At 64.3% G+C, this 19,865-nt stretch carries 19 protein-coding genes; 7 read left to right on the plus strand and 12 right to left on the minus strand.

What is annotated here, in order from left to right; translation table 11 throughout:
* Positions 1-6: 6 nt before the first annotated feature.
* Positions 7-774, minus strand: coding sequence for a phosphoribosylaminoimidazolesuccinocarboxamide synthase (gene purC, locus DCM79_RS16770; protein ID WP_173015815.1), 768 nt, complete (start codon positions 772-774; stop codon positions 7-9).
* A gap of 322 nt (positions 775-1,096) precedes the next feature.
* Here purC and DCM79_RS16775 point away from each other — a divergent pair, with 322 nt between their 5' ends.
* A complete protein-coding gene (locus DCM79_RS16775; RefSeq protein ID WP_257175425.1) occupies positions 1,097-1,420 on the plus strand; it encodes a DUF1476 domain-containing protein in 324 nt (107 codons plus the stop codon).
* A gap of 5 nt (positions 1,421-1,425) precedes the next feature.
* On the opposite strand, the gene DCM79_RS16780 is transcribed toward DCM79_RS16775, so the two are convergent.
* Positions 1,426-2,400: a LysR family transcriptional regulator gene (locus tag DCM79_RS16780; protein ID WP_257175426.1), complete on the minus strand. Its 975-nt coding sequence runs from the start codon at positions 2,398-2,400 to the stop codon at positions 1,426-1,428.
* Positions 2,401-2,502: 102 nt separating this feature from the next.
* Between DCM79_RS16780 and DCM79_RS16785 the strand changes: the two genes are divergently transcribed.
* Positions 2,503-3,330: an oxaloacetate decarboxylase gene (locus tag DCM79_RS16785; RefSeq protein ID WP_257175427.1), complete on the plus strand. Its 828-nt coding sequence runs from the start codon at positions 2,503-2,505 to the stop codon at positions 3,328-3,330.
* Here the strand turns inward: DCM79_RS16785 and cynS are convergent.
* From cynS to DCM79_RS16820, 7 genes are all read right to left on the minus strand, one after another.
* Complete coding sequence (cynS, locus tag DCM79_RS16790; RefSeq protein ID WP_025037304.1) at positions 3,317-3,805, minus strand: cyanase; 489 nt, start codon at positions 3,803-3,805, stop codon at positions 3,317-3,319. The two genes, DCM79_RS16785 and cynS, sit on opposite strands and share 14 nt — an antisense overlap.
* Before the next feature lie 15 nt (positions 3,806-3,820).
* Complete coding sequence (locus tag DCM79_RS16795) at positions 3,821-4,744, minus strand: ABC transporter ATP-binding protein (RefSeq protein ID WP_257175428.1); 924 nt, start codon at positions 4,742-4,744, stop codon at positions 3,821-3,823.
* Positions 4,745-4,749: 5 nt separating this feature from the next.
* Complete coding sequence (ntrB, locus tag DCM79_RS16800) at positions 4,750-5,589, minus strand: nitrate ABC transporter permease (RefSeq protein WP_257175429.1); 840 nt, start codon at positions 5,587-5,589, stop codon at positions 4,750-4,752.
* Between the two features lie 169 nt (positions 5,590-5,758).
* Complete coding sequence (locus DCM79_RS16805; protein WP_257175430.1) at positions 5,759-7,141, minus strand: CmpA/NrtA family ABC transporter substrate-binding protein; 1,383 nt, start codon at positions 7,139-7,141, stop codon at positions 5,759-5,761.
* 117 nt (positions 7,142-7,258) lie between these two features.
* Positions 7,259-8,137: a sulfurtransferase gene (locus DCM79_RS16810; protein WP_257175431.1), complete on the minus strand. Its 879-nt coding sequence runs from the start codon at positions 8,135-8,137 to the stop codon at positions 7,259-7,261.
* A 52-nt stretch (positions 8,138-8,189) separates the two neighbouring features.
* Positions 8,190-9,344 (minus strand): acyl-CoA dehydrogenase family protein, encoded by a 1,155-nt coding sequence (locus DCM79_RS16815; RefSeq protein ID WP_257175432.1) that lies wholly within the window; start codon positions 9,342-9,344, stop codon positions 8,190-8,192.
* A gap of 35 nt (positions 9,345-9,379) precedes the next feature.
* Positions 9,380-9,922 carry an OsmC family protein gene (locus DCM79_RS16820; RefSeq protein WP_257175433.1) on the minus strand — a complete coding sequence of 181 codons (543 nt, stop codon included), beginning with the start codon at positions 9,920-9,922 and terminating at the stop codon, positions 9,380-9,382.
* 246 nt (positions 9,923-10,168) lie between these two features.
* Here DCM79_RS16820 and DCM79_RS16825 point away from each other — a divergent pair, with 246 nt between their 5' ends.
* Positions 10,169-10,816, plus strand: coding sequence for a TetR/AcrR family transcriptional regulator (locus DCM79_RS16825; RefSeq protein ID WP_257175434.1), 648 nt, complete (start codon positions 10,169-10,171; stop codon positions 10,814-10,816).
* 69 nt (positions 10,817-10,885) lie between these two features.
* Here the strand turns inward: DCM79_RS16825 and DCM79_RS16830 are convergent, their stop codons facing one another.
* Complete coding sequence (locus DCM79_RS16830) at positions 10,886-11,794, minus strand: LysR family transcriptional regulator (RefSeq protein ID WP_257175435.1); 909 nt, start codon at positions 11,792-11,794, stop codon at positions 10,886-10,888.
* A 108-nt stretch (positions 11,795-11,902) separates the two neighbouring features.
* Here DCM79_RS16830 and wrbA point away from each other — a divergent pair, with 108 nt between their 5' ends.
* The 3 genes from wrbA to DCM79_RS16845 all read left to right on the plus strand — a co-directional run bounded on the left by wrbA (position 11,903) and on the right by DCM79_RS16845 (position 15,576).
* Complete coding sequence (wrbA, locus tag DCM79_RS16835; protein ID WP_257175436.1) at positions 11,903-12,529, plus strand: NAD(P)H:quinone oxidoreductase; 627 nt, start codon at positions 11,903-11,905, stop codon at positions 12,527-12,529.
* Complete coding sequence (locus tag DCM79_RS16840; RefSeq protein ID WP_257175437.1) at positions 12,529-13,728, plus strand: CynX/NimT family MFS transporter; 1,200 nt, start codon at positions 12,529-12,531, stop codon at positions 13,726-13,728. The genes wrbA and DCM79_RS16840 overlap by 1 nt, the downstream gene beginning before the upstream one ends.
* Before the next feature lie 186 nt (positions 13,729-13,914).
* Positions 13,915-15,576, plus strand: a complete 1,662-nt coding sequence (locus DCM79_RS16845) for an amidohydrolase (protein ID WP_257175438.1) — start codon at positions 13,915-13,917, stop codon at positions 15,574-15,576.
* 141 nt (positions 15,577-15,717) lie between these two features.
* Here DCM79_RS16845 and DCM79_RS16850 read toward each other — a convergent pair whose 3' ends face one another.
* Positions 15,718-16,917: a TrmJ/YjtD family RNA methyltransferase gene (locus DCM79_RS16850; protein WP_257175439.1), complete on the minus strand. Its 1,200-nt coding sequence runs from the start codon at positions 16,915-16,917 to the stop codon at positions 15,718-15,720.
* 341 nt (positions 16,918-17,258) lie between these two features.
* Here DCM79_RS16850 and DCM79_RS16855 point away from each other — a divergent pair, with 341 nt between their 5' ends.
* A complete protein-coding gene (locus DCM79_RS16855; protein ID WP_257175440.1) occupies positions 17,259-18,473 on the plus strand; it encodes an NADP-dependent isocitrate dehydrogenase in 1,215 nt (404 codons plus the stop codon).
* Positions 18,474-18,635: 162 nt separating this feature from the next.
* Here DCM79_RS16855 and DCM79_RS16860 read toward each other — a convergent pair whose 3' ends face one another.
* Positions 18,636-19,862 carry a cyclic nucleotide-gated ion channel gene (locus DCM79_RS16860; protein ID WP_257175441.1) on the minus strand — a complete coding sequence of 409 codons (1,227 nt, stop codon included), beginning with the start codon at positions 19,860-19,862 and terminating at the stop codon, positions 18,636-18,638.
* Positions 19,863-19,865 lie beyond the last annotated feature (3 nt).

The following is a 19,865-nucleotide window of genomic DNA, read 5'->3' on the forward strand; positions in this document are numbered from 1 at the left end:
CCTCTTTCAGCTCTTCACCAGCACCGGGCCGGAGCCCTGCGGACGCTCGTTCTCCATGAGGATGCCGAGGCGCTTTGCAACTTCCGTATAGGCTTCCAGCAGACCGCCGAGATCCCTGCGGAAGCGGTCCTTGTCGAGCTTCTCGTTCGACTTGATGTCCCAGAGACGGCAGCTGTCCGGCGAGATCTCGTCAGCGACGATGATGCGCATCATCTCGTTCTCGAACAGGCGGCCGCACTCCATCTTGAAGTCGACGAGGCGGATGCCGATGCCGAGGAAGAGGCCGGTGAGGAAGTCGTTGACGCGGATGGCGAGCGCCATGATGTCGTCGATCTCCTGCGGCGTCGCCCAGCCGAAGGCGGTGATGTGCTCTTCCGACACCATGGGGTCGTTGAGCTGGTCGTTCTTGTAATAGAATTCGATGATCGAACGGGGCAGCTGCGTGCCCTCCTCGATGCCGAGGCGCTGCGACAGCGAGCCGGCGGCGACGTTCCGCACCACCACCTCGAGCGGCACGATCTCGACCTCGCGAATCAACTGCTCGCGCATGTTGAGGCGGCGGATGAAATGGGTCGGCACCCCGATATCGTTGAGGTGCTGAAACAGGTACTCCGAGATCCGGTTGTTGAGGACACCCTTGCCCTCGATCACCTGATGCTTTTTCGCATTGAACGCGGTGGCGTCGTCCTTGAAGTGCTGGATCAGGGTACCGGGCTCCGGGCCTTCATAGAGAACCTTTGCCTTGCCTTCATAAATGCGACGCCGACGGCTCATGGGGATGTACCGTGTTTTGTTGAAATCCATGTATTTGGTGTGCTCCGATTACCAGGATTTACGACCCACAGCGGAGCTGCCGTGAACAGCCCGGAACCCATCCATAAACCCTTGGAAACAGAACGGGAACCAAGCCTTCAGGCAACCTATCCGATTGGCTGTCCGAGCACAATCGATCCGGCCGTCCGGCGCCAACTTATACCGTCTTGCCTGCGGCTTAACGGCCCGTTGTTTTGCCGATTCGTGCTATCTATGTAGGCATGCAGCCGGGGCGCCGCAACGGAAGGCTCCCGCGCCATTCAGCAGGGATTTGGAACAAGGCATGAGCGAGTTCGACAAGCGCCAGGAAGGCTTCGAGAAGAAATACGCCCTCGACGAGGAGCAGAAGTTCAAGGCGGAGGCCCGCCGCAACCGGCTGCTCGGGATGTGGGCGGCCGAAAAGCTCGGCATGTCCGGCGATGCCGCCACCGCCTATGCCAAGGAAGTGGTCGCGGCCGACTTCGAGGAGGCCGGCGATGCCGACGTCGTGCGCAAGCTGGCGGCCGATTTCGCCACCAAGAACGTCGCGGTCACCGAGCAGGCGATTCGCGCCAAGATGAGCGAGCTGCTCGCGGTCGCCGCCGCCGAGGTAAAGGCGGGGAAATAACCGAGTCAGACCAAGCGCCGGCGCGAAACACCCTTGCGCGCCGGCGATCGCTTTCTGCCGTCCCGCCTTGCCAACACGTCCTGCGCGGCGTAGTTGCGGCGAATGCTCTCCAGCAGGCGCTCGGCGGCAGCGCTTAGAAATCCACCGCGGCGCGTGACAAGAACGATGTCCTGCTCCGCGGCAAGATCGCCCACGGCGATCGTCGCGATCGAGCCCGCGCGCAGCTCGTCCGCCAAATGGCTTCGCGCCAGCAGTGATAGGCCAAAGCCGGACTCCACCAGCCGTTTCTGCGCGGTGAGACTGTCCACGGCCGTCCACTCCACTTCGCCAAGCCCGCGCGCCAGAAACAACGCGAACACGTGAGCCGCGGCAATCTCGCGGCGCCCGCGAATCTCCGGGAACGCGATCCAGCGCTCGCCACCGAGTTCAGCGAGGCGCTTCACGCGCTGTCCGGCCAGAGGATGGTCAGGCGCGCAGGCGACCTGCAACGCCTCGCTCAGCACCCGCTCGCAGGCGAGATCGCCGGAGCGATCGGTATTGTAGCGCAGGCCGATCGTGGCCTCGCCGCGCCGGATGAGATCGCTGACCTCCGCGCTGGTCGCCGTCCGCAAGCTCAGCGTGACGGCCGGATGCTCCTTGGCGAACCGCTTCATGATGCTCGACAGCCGTCCGTCGGCAAGCGTGCCGGTCACGGCCAGCGGTACCGGCCCCGCATTCTGCTTGGTAAACGCGCGCACCGCCTGTTCGGCGTCCTGCGCCGCGGCAACCGCGCGCTCGGCATAGGGGATCAGCACGCGCCCGGCATCGCTGAGCCGCGTGCGGCCTGCCACCCGCTCGAACAGCGGCACGCCGAGCTCCTGCTCGAGAAGCGCGATACGGCGCGAAATCGCCGGCTGCGAGCGGTGCAGAAATTTCGCGGCACTGGAGATCCCGCCTTTGCGATGAACCACCAGGAAGGTGTTCAGGGCGTCACTGTCCATCGGCGTCCATGCAAAAAACTGATGAGATCCGACAAGATAACAAATTTGGCGGATGATGGAAACAAGCCTAAGGCTGGTCGGAACGGACAACGGAGACGATCCATGACGAGCCAGCTGGACAAAGCGACGGCGTTTCGCGCACTGCACGAGCGGCGTGATGCCTTCATCATTCCCAATCCGTGGGATGCCGGGACGGCCAAGCTGCTCGCGGCGATGGGCTTCGAAGCGCTCGCAACCACGAGCCTCGGCGTCGCGAACATGGTCGGCAGCAGCGGCGTCAATCTCGATGTCATCCTCGCCAATGCGCGCGACATCGTGGAGGCCACCGACCTGCCGGTGAGCGTCGATCTCGAGAATTGCGGCGCGGACGAGCCGAAGCGCGCCGCCGAAGCAATTCGGCGCGCCGCCGAGGTTGGCGCGGTCGGCGGGTCGATCGAGGATTTCAGCGGCGATCGCGACCGCCCGATCTATGACTTCTCCCTAGCCGTCGAGCGCGTCCAGGCCGCCGTGGAAGCCGCGCGCGCGCTGCCCTTTCCGTTCATGCTGACAGCGCGAGCCGAGAACTTCCTGCACGGCCGCAAAGACATCGACGATACGATTCGCCGCCTGCAGGCCTTCGAGTCCGCCGGCGCCGGTGTTCTTTATGCGCCCGGCCTGTACGATCTCGCCACGATCCGGACGGTCGTCTCCTCGATCAGCAAGCCGTTCAACCACGTGATGGGCTTCGCCGACCCGACGCTGACGGCCGCGCAATTGTCCGCCGTCGGCGTCAAGCGCATCAGCGTCGGCGGCGCCATGTCCCGCTACGCGCTCGCCGCGTTCCTGAGCTGCGCGCGTGAGATGAAGGACAACGGGTCCTTCACCTACATCCGCGAGATGGCGCCGGTCGGCGAGCTGCGCGCCGCCTTCGCCGCCGCTACTCCTCCTTGAAGCCGTATTCCGGCACGTTGCCGCTGGCACCGTAATATTTGTACGGCAGGAACTTGCCGCTCATGGTGATCTTGACGCGGTCGCCCTTGGGGTTGGCGACGCGCTCGATCCCCATGTCGAAGTCGATCGCGGACATGATGCCGTCGCCGAACTCCTCCTCGATCAGTGCCTTCCAGGCCGGACCGTTAACCATCACCATCTCGTAGAAGCGGTAGATCAGCGGGTCGGTCGGCGGCATCGGCGTGCCGGTGCCGCGCATCGGCACCTCGTTGAGCATCGCAACTTCCGCCTTCGACAGGCCGAACAGCTCGCCGGCATTGGCGGCCTGCGGCTTGGTCAGCTTCATCTGGCCCATGATCGCGCCGACGATCAGCACCTCGGAATAGCCGCCGATCTTCTCGCAGATGTGCTTCCAGCTCCAGCCCTTCTCGCGCTTGATGTCGAGCAGCTTCTCGGTGAGGTCTTCGCGTTTCATGTCAGGGTCTCCTCTTCAGGCAGTGAGTCCGGGACTGGGCCCGGGTATCCAGGTCTGTCTTTGCTCCTCGCCGTTCGAGGCGATCGTCAGTCCGGGCTTGCCGATGTGAATCACCGGCACGTTGCGCGGATCGTGACCGGGTGTCTCGGCCGTAAAGGTCTTGCTGCGCGTCACCAGGAAATCGATGATGTGGTTACGCAGCGCGTAGTAGAGCGGATGGCGGTGCAGATCGGTGCGGCCGCGATCCCGCGGCAGCGGGTTCTCGACCACCTCGGCCAGCACCGCGCCGGGCCCATTGGTCATCAGGAAGATCTTGTCGGCGAGATAGATCGCCTCGTCGACGTCGTGGGTGATCATGAACGCGGTCTGCCCGGTCTCGAGGCAGATGCGCCGCACCTCGTCCTGCAGCGTGCCGCGCGTCAGCGCGTCGAGCGCCGAGAACGGCTCGTCCATCAGCATCATCTTCGGCGTGATCGACAGCGCCCGCGCGATGCCGACGCGCTGCTTCATGCCGCCCGACAGTTCAGACGGCCGCTTGTGCTCGGAGCCCGAAAGACCGACGAGATCGATGAAGCGCTGCGCATGTGCCTTGACCTTGACACGGTCCCAGCTGCGCCATTTCGAGCTGACGGCATAGGCGACGTTGCCGAGCACGGTGCGCCAGGGCAGCAGCGCGTGGCTCTGGAAGATCACGGCGCGGTCGAGGCTGGTGCCGGAGATCGCCTGGCCGTCGACGATGACCGCGCCCTCGCTCGGCGCATCGAGGCCGGCGAGGATGTTGAGCACCGTGGTCTTGCCGCAGCCGGAATGGCCGATCACGCAAGCAAACTCGCCGCGCGCCATCGACAGCCACAGATTTTCGAACACGGTGGTCGTGGCGCCGCCCGCGCCGGGATAGCGCTTGGCGATGGCTTCGATGGAGATGAACTTATCGGTCACTTGCCCTACTCCGGAAACGTGACCATGCGCGTGAACCGCGCCAGGATCTGGTCGAGCAGCATGCCGACGACCCCGATCAGCAGGATCGCGATGATGACGTTGGTGATCGAGAGGTTATTCCACTCGTTCCAGACGAAATAGCCGATGCCGGTGCCGCCGACGAGCATCTCGGCGGCGACGATGACGAGCCAGGCGATGCCGATCGAGATGCGCATGCCGGTCAGGATCGTCGGCGCCGCTGCGGGCAGGATCACGGTGAAGGCGCGCCTGACGGTGCCGACCTCGAGCGTGCGCGCGACGTTGATCCATTCCTTGCGCACGCTGGCGACGCCGAACACGGTGTTGAGCAGCATCGGCCAGATCGAGCAGATGAAGATGACGAAGATCGCCGAGACCGAGGAATCCTTGATGGTGTAGAGCGCGAGCGGCATCCAGGCCAGCGGCGAGATCGGCTTCAGCACCTGGATGAAGGGATCGAGCGCCTTGCTGAGCAGCGGCGACATGCCGATCAGGAAGCCGAGCGGGATCGCGACCAGCACCGCCAGCAGATAGCCGGTGCCGACGCGCGCGATGGAATAGCCGAGCTGGATGCCGAGGCCCTTGTCGTTCGGTCCGTTGTCGTAGAACGGCCGCTTCAGATGCTCCCAGAGCTTGGTGCCGACATCGAGCGGCCCGGGCATGGCGGACTTGCCTTGCGTCGCGGTCAGACCCATCAGCTTGGCATATTCCGGGCTCATCGTCGCCGCGGTGCCGGTCGAGCGCGTGGCGAGATGCCAGATGCCGAGAAACGCAGCGAGCAGCACGATGGAAACGAGGCCGGCACGGAGACGGAGGGAGGATGTCATATGGCGCGATCTCTCCGCATGTCGTCCCGGCGAACGCCGGGACCCATAACAATAGGACGACATTTGGCGAAGACCGGTCGTTCGGTATTGCGACCTTCCGCGATCGATAGATCACGCGGTATGGGTCCCGACGTTCGCCGGGACGACGCTGGGGAAAGAACGCCGCCCATCACGACGACTTCCTGATCTTGAAGCTCGCCACGTAGTCCTCCGGCTTGGCAGGATCGAAATTCTTGCCCATCACCGCGAACGATTTGTAGGCGCTCGCGGGCGGCGACAGGCCCATCTCGGTCATCAGCTTCTTGGTGTCGGTGGCGAGATACACCTGCTCGGCCACCGCCTTGTAGTCGACGTCGCCTTTGATCTGGCCCCAGCGCTTCATCTGCGTCAGCATCCAGACCGCAAAGGACTGCCAGGGGAACGGATCGAAATCGACACGCTTGGCGTCAGTCTTCACGCCCCCGAGGCCGTCGGCATAGGTGCCGGTCAGGACTTGCTCCAGCACCGTGACCGGCGCGTTGATGTAGTTGGCCGGCGCGATCGCCTCCGCGATCTGCTTGCGGTTCTCGGCCTTCGACGCGTAGGCCGTGGCATCGACGATGGCCCGCGTCAGCGCCGCAAAGCTGTTCGGGGCAGTCGTGATGAATTCGCGGCTGGCGGCAAAGCTGCAGCAGGGATGGCCGTCCCAGATCTCCTTGGACAGGATGTGCATGAAGCCGACGCCGTCATAGATCGCGCGCTGGCAGATGTTGTCGGGCGCAAGGAAGCCGTCGATGTTGTCGGCGCGCAGGTTCGCCACCATTTCCGGCGGCGGCACCGAGCGCAGCTGCACGTCGATATCGGGGTCGAGACCGTGCTCGGCGAGATAATAGCGCAAGAGGTAATTGTGCATCGAATAGTCGAAGGGGATGGCGAACTTCATGCCCTTCCAGTCCTTCGGATCGCGCTTGTCCTTGTGCTTCATGGCAAGCGTGATGCCCTGCCCGTTGATGTTCTCGATCGCAGGCACCGCGAACGGAATGGCATTGGCACCGAGGCCGAGCGAGATCGCGATCGGCATCGGCGCCAGCATGTGCGCGGCGTCGTATTCCTTGTTGATGGTCTTGTCGCGGATCACGGCCCAGCCCGCGGTCTTGACCACCTCGACGTTGAGACCGTGCTTGGCATAGAAGCCGAGCGGAGCCGCCATGATGATCGGCGTGGCGCAGGTGATCGGGATGAAGCCGACCTTGAGATCCTTCTTCTCGGGCGCGCCTGCTTGCGCAAACACCTCGGTCGCGGTCTTGAGCGGGAAGAACTGCGACAGTGCCGCGAGCGCAGTCGACGCGCCCACGGACTTCAGGAAAGCACGCCGCGCCACGTCCTGCGGAAACATCGCGCGCATCACCGCGGAGGCGACCACGCCCTCGTAGCGCTTCTCTTCACTCTCGACAGGGTCGCAGCGCAAGGCCGAAGCCGCCTGCTCGTGCTCCCGCGCCGAACGGTGCTGGCCGCACACGCAACCGGCCTGGAGATTGCGGTCGGAGTCAAACGGATCGTCGAACGTGGACATGCTGCTGCGCCCCTTTGTCACATCGCGCGGCGAACGCCGTTGTCCGCCGCGTCGGGTCAAATTCCATCGTGGTCCGGCCAAGCCTTGCGCAGCCGGACCACGAGAAACATGCAGGTTCTATGCCGCCTTGCCTGTTACCTGGGCAGCCACCGGCAAGCCCTGCTCGATCGGCAGCGACGGATCGCGCGACCATTCGTTCCAGGAGCCGAAATACATCCGCACGTCCTTCACGCCGGCGTTCTTCAGCGCCAGGAAGGTGTTCGAGGCGCGCGCCCCCTTGAAGCAGTACAGGTACACCGGTGTGCTCGGCGTGATGCCGACCGTGGCGCATTCCGCGAGAATCTCGTCCTTGGACTTGAAGCGCGGGCCCTCGGCGGTCGGCTTCATCATGCGGTACCATTCCAGCCACACCGCTCCGGGGATGCGTCCCTTGCGCGGGCAGAAATCCTTGCCGTACGGGGACGAGCTGTCGCCGATCCACTCGTCGACGTCGCGGACGTCGAGGATGGCGATGCCGGGCTTGCCGACGGCTGACAGCATGGTCTTGGCGTCGATCAGGATCTCGCCGGCCTCGGGCACGATCGCGAACGAAGCCTTTGCCGGCGTCGGAACGTCCTTGGTCACGGGAAGACCGGCGGCGGCCCAGGCGTCGAAGCCGCCATGCAGCACCTTGACCTTGGGATAGCCGAGCATGGTGAGGAGATAGTAGCCGCGGCAGGACTGGCCGAAGCCGGAATTCATCGACTGCTCGTAGATCACGGCCGTCTCCTTGCCGGAGAGGCCGGCGGCACCGAAGGCGTCGGCGAATTTGGTCTTCAGCTCGCTGATGCCCTCGGGCGTCGACGTCGCGAGAAAGGTGAAGATCTCGTGCACGTTCACGGCGCCCGGCAGGTGCCCGGCGGCATAGGCGTCGGGATTGCGGGTGTCGATCACGACACACGGCTCCGTCTTCAAGAGATCGGCAAGTTCGCTGGCAGAGATCAGAACGTCCGTCATTGGCAGCCTCTCCGTTGAGGTTAAGTGGTCTTCTGGGGGTGGACTCGTGAGCTCAGGAATCAGCGAGCATCTTGCGCAGCTGCTTGGTGGCCGGCGTGACGATCGCGATGAAATAGGCCTCGCGCAGGCGCCGCTGCGCGCGATGGCCCTTCAAATAGCCGCGCGCGCCACAATGCAGCATCGCCGCATGCGCCGCCGCGACGCTGGCCTCGCCGGCGCGCAAGCGCAGCGCGATCACCTTGCGCCAGTAGGTCTCCTCCTCATTGTAGGGGTCGCGCGCCAGCGCCATGGTCTCGGCCTCGATCTCGGCGGCGAGATCGCCGAAATGCACCGGCTGCTGCGGCAGATAACGGTTGATATGACCGAGGGGACCGTCAACCTCGCCCATGATGTTGATGCAGTCCTTGATCAGTCCGAGCGCCATGCCGGCCTGCAGCAGGATGAAGCCGGCGCGGATCTTCTTGACGAAGGGCCCGGCGGGATCGGCGAGGATCAGCTCGTCCGGCACAAAGACGTCGCGAAACTGCACGCCATAGGTGCCGGTGCCGTCCATGGCGAGGAAGGGCTTGCACGGCGTCAGCGTGATTGCGGGATCCGAGCAATCGGCCAGGAACATCACGGTGCCGGGCTCGCCGCTTGCGATGCCGGGCTCGCCGCTCGCGGTGCCCTGGTCGTCCTCACGCTCGAAGATGGTGCCGAAATAATGGTCCGGGCCGAGATTGGAGACCCAGGGCAGCGCGCCGCGCACGATATAGCCGCCCTCGACCTTGCGCCCCTTCAGCTTGAGCTTCTCGATGCCGAAGAAGCTCTTCATCGGGTTGGAGAGCCCGGTGCCGCCGAGCACCCGGCCGGTCGAGAACGCATCGCCGAAGCGTTTCGCCAGTTTCATATTGGTCGAGTTGGCGGCGTACCAGACCAGCGTGTCCTGGCACCAGGCCATGAAGGCGGTGGCGCCGCAGACCTCGCCGATCGCCGCCATCGTCTGGATGGCGCAGCGCAGATCGGCGGGACCTTCGTGGGGCACGTGACTGCCCCAGGCGCCGACCGCGCCGAAGTTGCGCAGCACCTCGGCCGGATAGACCGAACCGTCGTCGATGCCGGCGGCGAGCGGGGCGAGCTGCTCCCGCGCGATCCGCGCCACCTCGCCTGCAATGGACGGTGCGGGCTGATCCAGAACGTCGACCCGCGATAAAGCCAGTGAACCCATGATCGTCTCCCGCACCTTGTCCTGATTGCCGCCTGCTAGATGCCGACCTCGAGATTGACCGGCCGGGTGAAGGTGTTGGCGACCGGCGACCATTTCTTCACATGGGCGACCAGTGCGTTGATCTCGTCTTGCGCGATGCCTTCGCATTCCATGTCGACCTTGACGCGCACGTCGGTGAAGCCGACCGGCTTGTCCGAGGTGTCGCCGGTGCCCCAGACCGCGGTGATGTTGAGGTCGCCTTCGAGCTCGAGCTCGAGCTTGTTGACGATCCAGCCGCGGTGCACGGCGTTGGCGTGCAGGCCGACGGCGAGGCAGGAGCCGAGCGCGGCGAGCGAGGCTTCCGACGGATTGGGTGCGGTGTCGTCGCCGAGCAGCCCCGGCGGCTCGTCGACGATGTAGGGCGGCAGGTTGCGGATGTAGTTGGCGTGACGGAATTTTCCTTCCGCGACCGTCTTGCACTTCAAGGTCTTGACCACCTTCGGATTCGCCTTGCCGTTGGCGATCAGCTGCTCGAGCCCATTCTTGTCGATGGGCGCGAGGCACCCCGTCAGCACTGTCTTCTGAACGACCGCAGTCATCGTCTTCTCCCTGGCAGAAGTGGAAATCGGCAGGATACCGAACGGTCTGTTTTCTTGCATGGAGCGTGCCAGAACCTGCCAGAAAGCGAAAGGCGAAGCATTGGAGCCGCTTAGCGTCGCTGCCGGTGGATTGATCGGCCCCCTCCTGCTCAAAGGCGGAGCAGATGCTTAAGCGGATGCGAATCTTTTCAGCGCCAACCAGATGCGGCTTGCTGATGTGATGCAGCTGCGATTAAGTTGCAGCTTATGGCAAAGACGTCATCGAAGAAGACCTCGCCCCACGCCGCCATCGGCGACGACGAATCCGCGCGCGGGCGCCTGCTCAGCGCCGCGTCGCATCTGTTCTGCAAGAATGGAATCAACGCCACCGGCATCGATGCGATCATCGAGGAGGCCGGCACCGCGAAGACCACGCTCTACAAATTGTTCGGCTCCAAGACCAATCTCGTCAACGCGGTGCTGGAAAGCGAAGGCAAGCAGTGGCGCGAATGGTTCATCGCCGCCATGGAGCAAGGCGGCGGCGACGCGCAGGCCAAGCTGACGCGCATCTTCCCGGCGCTGAAGAGCTGGTTCGCCGAAAAGCGGTTCTACGGCTGCCCCTTCATCAACGCGGTCGGCGAGCACGACAAGGACGCCAAACAGTTTCGCAACATCGCGCTGAAGCACAAGAAGATCGTGCTCGGCCACATCGAGAAGCTCGCCGGCGAGCTCGGCTCGAGCGAGCCCGCCGTGCTGGCGCACCAGCTCGGCCTCCTCATCGACGGCGCCATCGTCGCCGCGATGATCTCGCGCGACCCGGGCGTCGCCGATACGGCGGCACTAACGGCAGGCCCCCTGCTCGGCCAGTCCAAGGCGAAGAAGAAGCGCGCAGCGGAGCAATTGGAGACGGCGTGAGCCCGTAGAGCCGTCAGCGAAACGCAACCGGTCTGTCAACGGTCAGGCCAGCACCTCATCGTCACGTCCCTACGGCTCGGCCAGCTGCAGCAAGGCCTGGCGGAAAGCCATTGCGGCTGGCCCGAGCGGCTCGTCGAGCCGGTGAGCGAGATAGGCTTCTGCGGCAACCTGGCTGCGGCGTCCGAGGGCGGTGGTGGCAAGGCGCACAAGGCGCCTCTCCCTCAGATCGCGCGCCACCTGCCAGAACGGCAGGCGGCCCCAGCCGAGGCCGGCGAGAATCATCGCATGCTTGGTGTCCTGATTGGTGACCCGGCAGGTCTGGGGCGAAAGCACACCGAACATGCGCCCTTCGGTCAACGGTGTCGGATCGGACAGAACGATCTGCAGATGATCCGCCAGATCCTGAAGGCTGATCCTGTTGCGCGATTGCCGCCTCGCCAATGGGTGCTTAACGGAAACGACGGCAACCTGCTCGACCGATGAGATCGCCTCGAGCGCGATCCGCGGGTCGCGGAAATCCTCGCCCACCACGATCGCCAGCGAACTGCGCTTGTCGATCAGCGACGTGATCGGTCCACCCAGAGGCTCGACTGCAAGCCTGATCGAAACCGAGGGATAGCCGGCGCGCATCTCCGTTAGTGCCGCTCCAACCCTGTTGATCGGAAACAATGTGTCGACCGTCAATGAGAGCTCGAGTTCGACTCCCTCGCCGAGACCGCGGGCTCTCGCTCGCATCGCGTCCACCCTGAGGAGAATGTCGCGAGCGTTCTCCAGCAGTGACCGGCCCTCGGCCGTCAGGACGGGCCGATGACCCGCGCGGTCGAACAGCGTCAGGCCCAGCTCAGCCTCGAGGTTGGCAATGGCATGGCTGATGGCGGACTGAACACGCGATAGCTGAACCGCGGCCGAGCGGAAGCTTCCGCTTTCCGCCACGGTTACGAATGTGCGCAGCTGATCCAGCGTCAGAACGTCCAGCACGATCTATCCAATCGATCAAACTGATCTATCTTATGTCGCTTCCGCTGATCAGGCAAAGTCCTATGTTTTCCGCTGCTCCCCCTTGAGAGACGGCAGAGGACAACGACAATGACGAAGGTATTGGTGCTGTACTACTCGTCCTACGGTCACGTCGAGGCGATGGCTGAAGAGGTTGCCGGCGGCGTGCGAGACGCTGGAGCCGCCGCCATCGTCAAGCGCATTCCGGAGCTGGTTCCCGGCGATGTGGCGCAACGGGCCGGCTACAAGCTCGATCAACCCGCCGAAATCGCTGCGGTGGCCGAGCTACCCGAATACGACGCGATCATCTTCGGCACGCCGACGCGCTTTGGCAACATGGCCTCCCAGATGAAGAACTTCCTGGACCAGTGCGGCGGCCTCTGGTTCGAGAACAAGCTGGTGGGCAAGGTCGGCAGTGTCTTCACGTCCACGGGCAGCCAGCACGGCGGTCAGGAAAGCACCATTCTCTCCGTGCACACCGTGTTGCTGCACCTCGGCATGGTCGTGGTCGGGCTGCCCTACACATTCAAGGGACAGATGCGCATGGACGAGGTTACCGGATGCTCGCCTTACGGTGCATCGACCCTCGCCGACGACGGCAGCGGCGGGGATCGGCGTCCCAGCGCCAATGAGCTGGCAGGGGCACGCTTTCAGGGACGCCATGTCGCCGTGATTGCTCGCGCCTTGGCCGCTGCACGGCTCAAGGAAGCGGCTTGATGACGGCGGCAGCACCTGCGCCGTCCTTGCGGGATGGACACCGGCATGTGGTGAGCGTCGCGGTAGGCTCCGGTGTCGTTGCCGCAATCCAGGTGGGGAAGACCGCCATCGCCGCGCCCATGCTGCAAAAGGACTTGGGCCTTGATCTCGCCGCTGCCGGCTGGCTGACCGGGATACTGGCTGTTCTCGGCCTGTTGGGCGGCATCCCCGCCGGCTCCCTCGTGGCTCGCGCTGGAGATCGGCAAAGTCTCATTCTCGGCCTCGGGCTGCTCATCCTCGGAGCCGTCATCGGCGCGCTCGCAGCCGGTTATGCGGTGCTTCTCGCATCGCGCGTCCTGGAGGGGGCAGGATTTCTTCTGATCATCGTTGCGGGGCCGGCAATCCTGAACAGAATAGCTCCGGTCGGGCAACAAGACGTTCCCTTTGCCCTGTGGAGTTGTTTCATGCCGGCCGGCATTGCGCTCGCGATGCTGGTCGGGACGTTCTTCAGCGACTGGCGCGCCCTGTGGTGGGGCAGTGCCGGTCTTGCAGCGCTCGCCATGGCTGCCGCGTGGACGAGTATTCCGGCGGCCCCGAAGCGCATCTCGGCATCGTGGAGACGCACGATGTCGGATGCGATGCGCGTGGCGGCAAGCAAGGGCCCGCTTCTGCTGGCCGGATGCTTTGCCCTCTACAGCCTGATGTTCTTCGCGCTGTTCAGCTTCATCCCGGTGCTGCTGATGGAGCGGATGAACATTTCCCATAGCACCGCCGGCATGCTCAGTGCTCTCGCCACCGCAAGCAATATCATGGGCAATGTCTCTGCCGGTTACCTGCTCGCGCGCGGTGCCCGGCGTTCAGTGCTGCTCGTTGCGGCCTATCTGGCGATGGGGTTTTCAGCTCCTGGAATCTTCCTGCAGATCTTCGGCGATACCCCCACGCTTCTGCTGTGCATCATGTTCTCGGCGGTCGGCGGCCTGATCCCGGCCGTCCTGATCTCATCGATCCCGTTGCTCGCGCCATCCGCCGCACTCATTCCTGTGGTCACCGGCCTGGTGATGCAAGGCAGCAATCTCGGCCAAGTGGCCGGACCTGTCGCGGTCGGAAGTGCTGTGGAGGCCTATGGGTGGACAGCCGCACTGGCCATCATGCTGATCGCCGCGCTGCTTGCCGCCATTGTCACCGCGTCCGCCCGCTTCGGCGACAGCACGCCCCGCTGAGAACCTGCGGGACCGACACAAAGCACAATCCACTTTGCCCACCATGTGGACGCTGCACGACGTGAGAAGCGTTGAACCAGAGTATGATCAAAGATACCCTCGAAAGATCTTCGTCCGGCAAAAGCAAGATCAAAGGGGGACGTCATGGCTTGCAAGTTAACGGCAGCTGCAATCGTCGCGACGAGCATGTGGATCGCTGGCATCGCGAATGTCGCGGCGCAGCAGCCGGAGCTTCACGCACCCGACCTGGTCCTCATCAATGGAAAGGTTCTGACGCTGGACGACCAATCGACGACCACGGAGGCCGTGGCTGTCGCAGACGGGAAGATCCTCGCAAACGGAACCAGTGCTGCGATGAAGGCGCTTGCAGGCACCCGAACGCGCGTGCTCGATCTAGCCGGCAAGACCGTCATTCCTGGATTGATCGATACCCATACTCACTTCAAGGCCGCCGGCCTTGGCGATTATGTGGTCATCATGGCCCGGGCCAAGACAGTAGCTGAGGCGCTCGCGGCCATCAAGGAATTCGCTGCGAAGAAGAAACCGGGCGAGTGGATCGTAGGTGGCGCCTGGCATCCGCCGTCACAATTGGCCGAGAAGCGCTATCTGACGAGGCAGGAGATCGATAGCGTTGCTCCCAACAATCCCGTCTATCTTCGCACCGTCGGGCATTTCTCGATGGCGAACACCATGGCTTTCCAGCGGGTTGGCGTCGACAAGACCACGGAGGACCCGAGTGGGGGCAAGTTTGAGCGCGACGCGGCCGGTGAATTGACCGGCCTGCTCGTGGAGACGGCGATCGACCGGGTCGAGAAGGCCGTCCCGCCCTGGACAGAAGACGACGAAATGCGGCAATTCACCATTGCCCAAGGCTTCCTCAACAGCTTCGGCATCACGAGCGTGATCGAAGGCGCGACAGAACCACGCGACATCCGTACGCTGCAGAAGCTTGTCGCAGCCGGGAAGGCCACGTTGCGCACCGGCGTGATGTTTCGACCGGAGCCACCAGCCGACCTGACCGGATGGGAAGCCATCATGTCAGGCAATGGCGCCTCTTCGGGTTTTGGCGACGATTGGCTGAAGTTCGCCGGCATCAAGATCTTCTACGACGGAGGCATGACGCTGAAGACGGCGCTCATGCGCGAGGTGTATCCCGATTCACACGACAACTATCACGGCGTGGCCCAGCAGACGCCCGAGCGGCTGAAGCAACTCATCTCCATCTGCAACCGCTATGATTGGCGGGTCGGTGTCCACGTGGTCGGCGACCTTGGCATCGACCAGGTGCTCGATGCATTCGAGGCCGTGGACAAGGAAAAGTCGATCCGCGACCGCCGCTTCGTCCTCATTCACGCCAGCCTGATCCGGCCGGAACAGATGGAGCGTGCGCACAGGCTGGGGGCCCGTGTCGATTTCCAGAATGCCTTCATGTGGGACAAGGCAGCAACCGTCGAAAGATTTCTCGGGAAGGCAACCGCCGACCGCGCCGTGCCGACCAGGACATTGATCGAAAAGATGGGGCTCGACAGTCTCGGCGCCGGCACGGATTTTCCGGTCAACCCGATCAACCCCTTCCTCAACATGTACGTCATGGTGACCCGGAAGGATCCCAACGGAACCGTCTATGGCTCGGCAGAGGCGATTACGCGCGAGCAGGCCCTGCGGCTCTACACCAGCGCGGCGTCGCGCTATACGTTCGAGGAAAGGCGCAAAGGCACCCTTGAGCCCGGAAAGCTTGCGGACATGGTGGTGCTCTCCGCCGACTACACGGCCGTGCCTGAGGAGCAGATCAAGGACATCAAGGCGGACATGACGCTCGTGGGCGGCAAGGTTGTGTTTCAACGTTGACATCATTCGACGCCGACCAGTACGAAGCCGTAGTGCCATAGGGTGGGCAAAGGCGCAAAGCGCCGTGCCCACCTTCTCTCTCGATCGCGAAAATGCGTGGGCACGCTTCGCTTTGCCCACCCTACGAGACCGACGCGCGACCTACGCGCCCTGCTCCATCATCCCCTGCAGCCGCACCAGCTCTGTCTCCAGATCGCGCTCCACATCCACTGCCCGAATGTCCAGCACGCGATAGTCGCGCGCCTCGAGCCACCTTCGCCGCCCCGCGCGATCGGCCGCGATCGCCTCGCCCTCGCCCGGATTGACCAGCTCGATCGCGATCCGGTGCGGGAACGAGACGAAGTCCGGGATGTGCCGCCCCACCGGGGTCTGGCGCTTGAACCCTCCTGCGAAGCGGCGGTCGCGGGTCAGAGCCTGCCAGAGCAGGCGCTCGGCGTCGGTCGGATTGCGGCGGAGCAGGCGGGCGAGGCCGCGCACGGTCGAGCCGCTGTCGGAGACGCCACCGCCCTGCCCGTGCTCCGCCAGCAGCGCGCGCAGGCGCGTGGCCTGCTCGCCGTCGAGCACGCCGCCCTTGGCCGGGCCCTTGCGCCCCTCGGCGATCGCCATCACCACCCCGTGCAGTGTGTGCATGTCCTGCTTGGTCGGCTCCATCCGGGTGAAGATGTTGCGCAGGTTGACCAGCATGGTGTCGCGCTTTTCGGCCGGACGCAAAAATTCCACCTTGTCGAGCTCGCGCACGAGGTTGTCGAAGAACGCCTGCATCTGGTGCTGCGAGGCGCGCTCGGAGCGCTCCGGCATCGCGTGCGGCAGCTCGCCCGACGTTATCCGCTTGAACCATTCATAGCCGACCAGCAGCACGGCCTGGGCAAGGTTGAGCGAGGCGAAGCCCGGATTGACCGGGAAGGTGATGATGCGGTTGGAGAGCCCGACCTCCTCGTTGGTCAGCCCCCAGCGCTCGCGGCCGAACAGGATACCGGCCTTGCCTCCCGTGGCGATGTGCCCGGATATTTCGGCGGCTGCCGCTTCCGGCCCGACCACGGGCTTGGCCTGGTCGTGCGGGCGCGCGGTGGTGGCGTACAAGAGGTCGAGGTCGGCAACGGCTTCTTCCACCGTACCGAACAATTCGACCTTCTCCAGAATGTGGTCCGCGCCGGCGGCGGCGCGCTGGGCGGCAATGTTGGGCCAGCCGTCCCTGGGGTTGACGATACGCAAGCGGCTCAGGGCGAAATTGCCCATGGCGCGCGCGGCCATGCCGATGTTCTCGCCGAGCTGCGGCTCGACCAGGATCACGATGGGACCGTCGAGGGAAAGTCCCGCCTTGCTCTTGTCAGTCCCCGACATCTCGCTCGCTTTCACTCTCAAGGCCTTGGCAAGGCGCTCTCAGGAATTGATTCAGGCCGGCCTTTCAGGCTCGCGTTGGGCCGGCCGGGTCGTCCGCCCGTCGTTTGCCTGTCCTGACGAAATTCTCAAGGGAAATAACGGGTTGGATTCGACTTTTGAATCTCGCCTGAAACCTCGTCCCTGCCGGTCCGGCGCGGCCCGACCTTGCTCCCCATCCGTGGGGGCTGGATCGGCTAAAAGTGCATAATCCCTTGGCTTTCGCCCGGTGCTATCAGGTGCTAAGAGGCGGCGGATATTCACGTGGCGCCGATGGCGCCGTTCCCAAGAGGGCTTCTCCGATCATGGCAAAAATCAAGGTATCCAATCCCGTCGTCGAGCTCGATGGCGACGAGATGACCCGGATCATCTGGCAGTACATCAAGGACAAGCTGATCAACCCGTTCCTGGATGTCGAGCTGCTCTATTTCGACCTGGGCATGGAGTACCGCGACCACACCAACGATCAGGTCACCATCGACGCGGCCGAGGCCATCAAGAAGGTCGGCGTCGGCGTCAAGTGCGCCACCATCACCCCCGATGAAGCCCGGGTGAAGGAGTTCAACCTCAAGCAGATGTGGAAGTCGCCGAACGGCACCATCCGCAACATCCTCGGCGGCGTGATCTTCCGCGAGCCGATCATCTGCAAGAACGTGCCGCGGCTGGTTCCGGGCTGGACCAAGCCGATCATCATCGGCCGCCACGCCTATGGCGACCAGTACCGCGCCACCGACATCAAGTTCCCGGGCAAGGGCACCCTCTCGATGAAGTTCGTCGGCGAGGACGGCACCGTGATCGAGAAGGAGGTGTTCAAGGCCCCCGGCGCCGGCGTCGCCATGGAGATGTACAATCTCGACGATTCCATCGTCGACTTCGCCCGCGCCTCCTTCAACTACGGCCTGCTGCGCGGCTACCCGGTCTACCTGTCGACCAAGAACACGATTCTGAAGGTCTATGACGGCCGCTTCAAGGATATCTTCCAGGATATCTTCGACCGCGAGTTCAAGAAGGAGTTCGACGCCAAGGGCCTGACCTACGAGCACCGCCTGATCGACGACATGGTGGCCTCGGCGCTGAAATGGTCCGGCGGCTATGTCTGGGCCTGCAAGAACTACGACGGCGACGTGCAGTCCGACACGGTCGCGCAGGGCTACGGCTCGCTCGGCCTGATGACGTCGGTGCTGCTCACCCCCGACGGCAAGACGGTGGAAGCGGAAGCCGCCCACGGCACGGTGACCCGCCACTACCGCGAGCACCAGAAGGGCAAGGAGACCTCGACCAACTCGATCGCCTCGATCTTCGCCTGGACCAGAGGCCTCGCCCACCGCGCCAAGCTCGACAACAATGCCGAGCTCGCCAAGTTCGCCAACACCCTGGAGAAGGTCTGCGTCGACACCGTCGAGGCCGGCTACATGACCAAGGACCTCGCGCTGCTGGTCGGCGCCGACCAGCGCTGGCTCTCGACCACCGGCTTCCTCGACAAGGTCGCCGAGAACCTCGGCAAGGAGTTGGCGGCGTAAGCCCAATTGTCATGCCCCGGCTTGACCGGGGCATCCAGTACGCCGAGGCCTCTCGGCTCAATGACTGCCTTCTCTGGAATACTTGGTCGCCCGGTCAAGCCGGGCGACGACAGCGGAGGCGGCGTTGACCGCTGTCGACCCCTTTGGAAAGGACGCGGGCCCTCAGCGCGCTCCGCCTTCCTCCTCCGCCTGCGCCAGCTCCGCCAGCGCGAGGTCGCCGGTGTCGGCGAGCCTGGCCTTGGCGGTGGTGTGGACGTGGTCGGCGAGCGTCGGCATGCGCGCGATCAAGGCGTGAAAATCCTGGGCGTCGAGCACCAGCAGCCGCGTCTTGCGGGTCGCCGTCACCGTGCCGCTGCGCTTGGTCTTGTGCAACAGCGCGATCTCGCCGAAGAAAGTGCCGTCGCTAAGGCGCACATGCTGGCTCGGCAGCGCGATCTCGACCTCGCCGGCAGTAATGAAGTACATCGACGAGGCCGCATCGCCCCGCCGCACCAGGACCTCGCCCTGCTCGATGGTGCGTGCGCGGAGCAGCCGCATGATGTCGGCGATCTCCGCCGCCGACAGATGCGAGAACAGCGGCACCCGCGCCAGCATGCCCCAGGTGACGACGAAGTCGCGCCGCTTCACCTCTTCGGCGAATGCGGTTGAGATGATCGCGACCGGCAGCGCGATCATGGCAAAGCCGCTGACGATGGCGAATGTGGAGATCAGCTTGCCGAGTGGCGTCACCGGCACGACGTCGCCATAGCCGACGGTGCCGAGCGTCACGATTGCCCACCACATTGCCTGCGGGATGGTGCCGAGCTTGTCCGGCTGCACGTCGCGCTCGATGGCGTAGAGCAGCGAGGCGAAGGTCAAGACTGCGCCGATCAGGATGACGATGCAGCCGATCAGCGCCCGCCGCTCGGCATGCACGGCGGCGAGCAGCGAGCGCATCGCCGGGGAATAGCGGATCAGCTTGAAGAACGGCAGCACGCCGAGCGCCGCGAGCGTCGGGTGCTCGCCGGTGGCCAGCACGATGGCCGCAGGCAGGAACGCGATGAGATCGATGAGGCCCAGCGCCGAGAAGGCATAGCCGAGCCGGTCGGCCAGCGCGGATCCCTTGCGCTGGGTGTGGCCGGCCACCGTCCACAGCCGCGCGGCATATTCCAGCGCGAACACGATCACGGCCAGGATGGTGATGGCTTGGAACAGCGTGCCGAACCGGGCATCCAGCTCCGGCACCGAGGCGAGGATCATCGCGGCCACATTGAGCACGATGAGGCCGATGATGAGCTGGATGAAGCGCGACCCGGCCGAATAGGCCAGCGGGTCGTGCTCCAGCAATTCGTAGAGGCGATCCCTCACGTTGGGATCGCGAAGCCCACGTCCTCGCGGAACGGAGGACATGGC

Origin of the sequence: Bradyrhizobium sp. WBOS07 (genome assembly GCF_024585165.1) — a bacterium.
Classification (GTDB): domain Bacteria; phylum Pseudomonadota; class Alphaproteobacteria; order Rhizobiales; family Xanthobacteraceae; genus Bradyrhizobium; species Bradyrhizobium japonicum_B.